4 protein-coding genes are annotated in these 5,900 nt (G+C 61.0%); all 4 read right to left on the bottom strand.

All coding sequences use genetic code 11. The features are described from left to right. Positions 1 to 1,657: nitrite reductase (locus E4Q23_RS22985; protein ID WP_169068734.1), on the bottom strand; the 1,657-nt coding region annotated here is incomplete at its 3' end. Positions 1,658 to 1,855: 198 nt separating this feature from the next. After that, positions 1,856 to 3,055: an NnrS family protein gene (locus tag E4Q23_RS22980; protein ID WP_169068733.1), complete on the bottom strand. Its 1,200-nt coding sequence runs from the start codon at positions 3,053 to 3,055 to the stop codon at positions 1,856 to 1,858. A 241-nt stretch (positions 3,056 to 3,296) separates the two neighbouring features. Further along, the gene (gene ccoG / locus E4Q23_RS22975) at positions 3,297 to 4,706 is read right to left on the bottom strand and encodes a cytochrome c oxidase accessory protein CcoG (protein ID WP_169068732.1); all 1,410 of its coding nucleotides are present in this window, start codon (positions 4,704 to 4,706) and stop codon (positions 3,297 to 3,299) included. A 99-nt stretch (positions 4,707 to 4,805) separates the two neighbouring features. Further along, the coding region (locus tag E4Q23_RS22970) for a cbb3-type cytochrome c oxidase subunit I (RefSeq protein WP_211203917.1) at positions 4,806 to 5,900 on the bottom strand (1,095 nt) is incomplete at its 5' end.

Below are 5,900 nucleotides of genomic sequence, written 5' to 3'. Positions count from 1 at the left end.
CCGGTTTGCCGCCGGCCAGGCTCCCGGCGGACGGGTTGCGCAGCAAACCGTCGTCTGGCAAGCGAAGCGCGGCAGGAATGGGCGACACCGTTAACACGGGCTGCACGATGCGCTTGGCACCATCGTCGCCAAGATCGGCCCACTCGCCAATCGGCAGGATTTCAAAACCCTTGTCCAGGTTCTTGATGTCGAAGACGGCAACCGACTGACTGATCTTCGCTTCCGGATTGAGCGGTGTATCGACCCAAAGATTGGTCGATTTCGGATGCGTCTTGATGAACAATGAGCCGCTTCCCTGCCCCGTAAGCGTTTGCACGACCTTCCACGCCTGTGCCTTGTGCTTGACCGGGTCGGTGCCGATCAGGCTGATGAACTCGTCACCGAGGTCGCTGGTCGCCCATACCGGACCAAACTTCGGATGGACGAAATTGGCGCCGCGTCCGGGATGCGGGATCTTGCCGACGTCGACCAGCGCTGCGAGCTTGTCTTCCTTGGTATCGACCACCGCGATCTTGTTCGACGCATTGGCGGCGACCATGAAATAGCGGCCGGTCGAGTCGAAGCCCCCGTCATGAAGGAATCGCGCGGCGTCGATGATGGTGATCTTCAGATTTTTGAGGTCCGAGTAGTTGACGGCCATGATCTTGCCGGTTTCCTTGGCATTGACGATGAACTCGGGGTTGTAGTGCGAGCCGACGATCGACGCCACGCGCGGTTCCGGATGGTATTCCTGCGTATCGACCGTTGAACCGCGCGTTGATACGATCTTCAGCGGATTCAGCGTGTCGCCGTCCATGATCACGAACTGCGGCGGCCAATAGGTACCGGCTATGGCGTACTTGTCTTCGTAGCCTTTGTACTTCGAGGTTTCGACCGAGCGCGCTTCGAGGCCTACCTTGATCTCGGCGACGTTGGTCGGCTCCGCCATCCACAGGTCGATCAGGTTGATGCGGGCATCGCGACCGATCACGTACAGGTAGCGCCCGGACTTCGACATCCGGGAAATGTGTACGGCGTAGCCGGTCGGCAGGATCTTGACGATTTTCTTGGTCTTGCCGTCGATCAGAGCGATCTTGCCGGCATCGCGCAGCGTCACCGAAAAGAGGTTGTCCAGATCCAGGTCGTTCATCTTCTTCGTGGGACGCTGCTCGGGCGGCACGCTGATCTTCAGCGAGGCCATCATCTCCTTCATTCCCCATTCCGGCGGCACGGGCGGTTCCTGCTGGACGTAGCGCGCCATCATGTCCACTTCGGCCTCGGTCAGATCCCCGGAAGTACCCCAGTTTGGCATCCCGCCGGGCGAGCCGTAGGTGATGAAGACCTTGAGGTACTCAGTGCCGCTAGCCAGCGTTTTGTCCGTGGTCAGCGGCTTGCCGGTTGCGCCCTTGCGCAGTACGCCGTGGCAGCCAGCGCAGCGTTGGAAGTAGATGTTCTTGGCTTTCTCGAATTCCTCCTTGGTCATCGGAGGTGCCTTGGGGTTGATGTTGTGATGCATTGCCGTGTCGCCGACCGGCGACGAATCGCCGGCCTGATAGCTCTGTTCGACCTGTGAAATCGGTTTCTTGGCATCCTCCTGTGCAAAGGCGCTGCCCAAGGCCAATGGCAAAGAAGCGGCAAGCAATATGGCGGTACTACGCAATTTGCGATGAGTCGTCATCTTCCTGGATCCTCCGTGTTTGGTCGTGCGGCCGGCAAAACGCCAAGCCGAGGTGTCGATTTACGCCTCAGCCGCCGAATAGTCGTTGACAATGGTCAACTATTCTCAATTCTGTCGTGCGAACGGGTGGCTATTGATGTGCAACTGCGCGGAATGACCTGTCCCTCGCCTTCAAGGTCAAGCGAGGGAAGAAACAGGCTAGCCGGGTTTTCCGTCTAGCCGTGCCCGTGACAGTACCGGCCAGTAGCAAATCGCGTAGAGTGCAAATGCCAGCGACCAGCAAATCCCCGAGGCGCTGACCGTGATCAGGTAGGCGTCGGGCACGATCATGCCGCCGAAGACGCGAATCAGCGCGGCAGACTGGACGAGGACGTAGCACGTGACCTCGTAGCGATCGGCAAGCAGCGGACGACCGGTGTGGCCGCGCGCGGTGCGCGTCATCATGCCGATGGTCATGCTGCCAATGGCGCCAATTGTCAGCGCGTGCAGCGCCAGCGGTTCGGCGACGAGCCCGAGCGCCGCCAGCGCGCGCAGCACGAGGTAGACGACAATCCAGGCGTAAGCCGCATGCAGCACCCACACCATTGGCGTCGTAGCCGTTCGCCACGGTTGCCAGAGATAGAGCCGGACGGCGTGTGCAACGGCCGCGACCAGGGCTACGGTCACGATCACGGCGGCCGGTGCAGGCACAACGTCAGCGACGAGCAGGACGAGAAGGCTTGCGAGCGCGGTTTTTTCAACGAGTGGATGGCGAGTCGCTTGCGTACCCGGGATGCCATTGTTGGTGAACATCGGGATGACGCGTCCGCCCATTACGGCGATGATGAACAGCACCACATCAAGTCCGGCCTGCAAACTCGTCCGTTCGGGCCAGGCCAGCATTCCGAGCCAGGAAAGGTGGATCGCCAGAACCGCCATGCCGAGCAGCATGAGCAGCGCGACGAAGAAATAGTTGCGCCGGTTGCGGCTCCTCCACAAAGGGATGGCAAGAGCGATCGCAACGGCTACCGGGAAGGCGGCATTGACCAGCGCTGCCGCCATTGCGTAAGGCGTCAGCATCAGGACCCGACCGGCGACCCAGAGCAAGGCAAACGCCTGCAACGCTACGCCTGTTGGGGTTGGCTGTCCGGTCCAGTTACGACCGGCCGTGAACAGGAAGCCGGCGATCACCGCCAGCGTGTAGCCGAAGAGCATTTCGTGGCCGTGCCAGATGAGGCCGGGTACAAATGGTGCCGGCAGATAGCCTGCATAGATTGCGACCCAGAGCGGAATCGAGAGCGCTGCGAAGATGCTGGCCAGCAGGTAGAACGGTCGAAAGCCCAGGGCCCAGAGCGCAAATCCTGCGGCCGGCGTACCGGCCTGTGGGCCGGGCTTCTCGAATGCGAGCGGTTTTGACATGGTGATCGTCGTCCACAAACAGTCAGTATTCGGCCAGCTTTGGCCGCCAATTAGTATGAGTTATTGCTGCCACAGGTCTTCGGTCCTGAAAAGCATGTCCAGAACCGTCGCTGTCCGAGCGGGCGCAGGCCACTTTGCCTCCACCCACCGGCGAAACCGCCATCCTGGTTCGCGAGCAGAGGAACACACACGCTGAGCCTTCATTTTCGGGCGACACTTGTCGACCGTTCCGGATTTCGCGTCACGGCATCCAGAAGCTCGCGTTTTCTGTTTTTCGGACACTTGCGTCGGCGATGTCTTCGACGGTGATCTGAATGGGGTGAGCACCGGCAGGCGCGGCCTCGGGATCGACCTTCAGCACCAGCACGGCCTTTCCAAGGCCGGCTGGCGGCGCTTCGATTTCATGCGCCTCCTCGAGGCGAAGTCCGGGCAGGCCAGCAACGTGCACGCGGTAGGTCCGTGCCTGCTCGCTGGCATTCGTCAACTGCAGACTGAATACGTTCTCGATGCTGCCGTCCGGCGCCTCGCGCGACAGGACCGCACGGTCACGGATCACGGAGACCTTGAGCGGCACCCGGTTGAGCAGCGACCAGGCAGTGGCCGTCGACACGGCAAGAAAAACGGCCAGGTAGAGCAGTGTCCGCGGCCGCGCGGCCCGACGAATGATTTCGGAGCGCGACAGGCTTTCGTCAACCGCGTTCTCGGTCGAATAGATCAGACCCCGCGGGTACTCCATCTTGTCCATTACCTGGTCACAAGCATCGATGCACGCCGCGCAGCCAATACACTCGAGTTGCAGGCCGTTGCGGATATCGATACCGGTCGGGCAGACCTGTACGCATATGCTGCAGTCGACGCAGTCGCCCAGGCCCTCCGCGCGCGGGTCGGCAATTTTCCGCCGCGGGCCCCGCGGTTCGCCGCGCTGCCGGTCATAGGTGATGTTCAGCGTATCGCGGTCGAACATCACGAACTGGAATTGCGCGTACGGGCAAATGTATTTGCACATGTGCTCGCGCATGAAACCTGCGTTGCCATAGGTGGCAGCGCCGTAAAAGAGAACCCAGAATACCTCCCACGGGCCAAGCGACAGCTCAACGATGCCGTGGGTCAAGTCGCGAATCGGCGTGAAATAGCCGACAAAGGTCAGGCCAGTCCAAAGGGCAAGCGCGATCCAGAGGGAGTGCTTGGCGGTTTTGATGGCCAACTTGTGCACCGACCACGGTGCAGCGTCGAGCTTCATGCGTTTCGGTCGCTCACCTTCGACGAGTTTTTCCAACCACAGAAACATCTCGGTGTACACCGTTTGCGGACAGGTGTAGCCGCACCACAAGCGCCCGGCGACGGCGGTGAACAGGAACAGTGCCAGCGCCGAGAGGGCGAGGAGGATCGCCAGATAGATCGCGTCCTGCGGCCAGAGGACGAGATCGAACAGGTAGAAGCGCCGCGTATCGAGGTCGAACAGAACCGCTTGCCGGCCATTCCAGGGCAACCAGCAGAGGCCATAGAAGACGAGTTGGGTAAGCCAGATGAAGGCCCAGCGCCAACGTTGAAAGTAGCCATTGATCGAGCGTGGATAGACCTTGGCGTCCGGGTCGACGATGGGCTTTATCTCGATGACGCGCCTTCTCGGGTTGGTTTTGGCGTTTGGCATGGTCTGGTGGTCTCGCTCCGTGCGGATTGGTGTACGGCAGATGGAAGTGCGGGGCAAGGGCCACCGGCCCTTGCCCCGGAACTCTCACCTGATCCAGTCCTACATCGTCTTGCCGGCAAACGCGTTGGCGTTTGCGACGGCTGCCGGATTACGCCGGACGATCAGCAAGCGCCCAGCGAAGATGGCCAGGAACAGCGTACCGAGGGCAAAGACGATGTCCCCGGGGACGCGCAACCAGACGAAGGTTTCCATCAACGACGAATGCACGAAAGCTGGCGAACGTGCAAACCATACACCCTCGCTGATGCTGGCCCAAGCCTGGTAGACACCGGCCGGCACGAGCGACATGAAGACCATCATCGCCAGACCGATATTGAGCGACCAGAAAGTCAGGGCGAGCAACTTGTCGGACCACGCTGCATGGTTGGAGAGACCGCGCAGGCAGAACAGCAGCAGACCGATGCCGAGCATTCCATAGACACCAAACAGAGCCGCATGACCGTGCGCGGCGGTCATGTTCATTCCCTGCATGTAGTACAGGGCGATCGGCGTATTGAGCGTGAAGCCGAGGAGGCCGGCGCCGACGACGTTCCAGAAGCCAACGGCAATGAAGCACAGAATTGGCCACTTGTACGCCTGCACCCAGGGCGCCGATTGTGAACGCTGGTAGTTGCGCCATGCTTCGACACCGATCATCGCCAACGGCACCACTTCCAGGGCCGAGAACATGGCGCCGATGGCGATCACCGAAGTCGGCGTGCCCGTGAAGTACAGATGATGCAGGGTACCGAGAATGCCGCCGAACATGAAGACGATGGTTTCCAGGATGATCGCGCTGTTGGCAGTCGCCGCGCGAATCAGGCCGAGGCGGGTAAACAGCAGCGCGATGACGGCGGTGGCAAAGACTTCGAAGAAGCCTTCGACCCACAGGTGGACCAGCCACCAGCGCCAGTACTCGATCATCGCGTAGTGTGTCTGCTGACCCCAGACCAGCGAGGTGGCATAGAAGCCGCCGATGCACATTGCAGCGAGGAAGACCATGGCGATCAGGCCGCGGCTCTCGGATGGCGTGCGCAAAGCGGGCAGCAGGGCGCGACCAAGCAGGCCGACCCAGATCAGCAGGCCGACGAAAAGCAGGATCTGCCAGACACGGCCCATGCTGGTGTACTCCAGGCCCTGATTGCCGATCCAGAA

This window comes from Candidatus Accumulibacter phosphatis (assembly GCF_012939955.1).
GTDB classification, from domain to species: Bacteria; Pseudomonadota; Gammaproteobacteria; order Burkholderiales; family Rhodocyclaceae; genus Accumulibacter; species Accumulibacter delftensis.
Note: the sequence above shows the minus strand (reverse complement) of the source record. Positions and strands in the feature narration are given on the sequence as shown.

Excerpts from the sequence above, each read along its gene's own strand:
- E4Q23_RS22980 (WP_169068733.1), bottom strand. The coding sequence starts at position 3,055 with ATGTCAAAACCGCTCGCATTCGAGAAGCCCGGCCCACAGGCCGGTACG.
- ccoG (WP_169068732.1), bottom strand. The coding sequence starts at position 4,706 with ATGCCAAACGCCAAAACCAACCCGAGAAGGCGCGTCATCGAGATAAAG.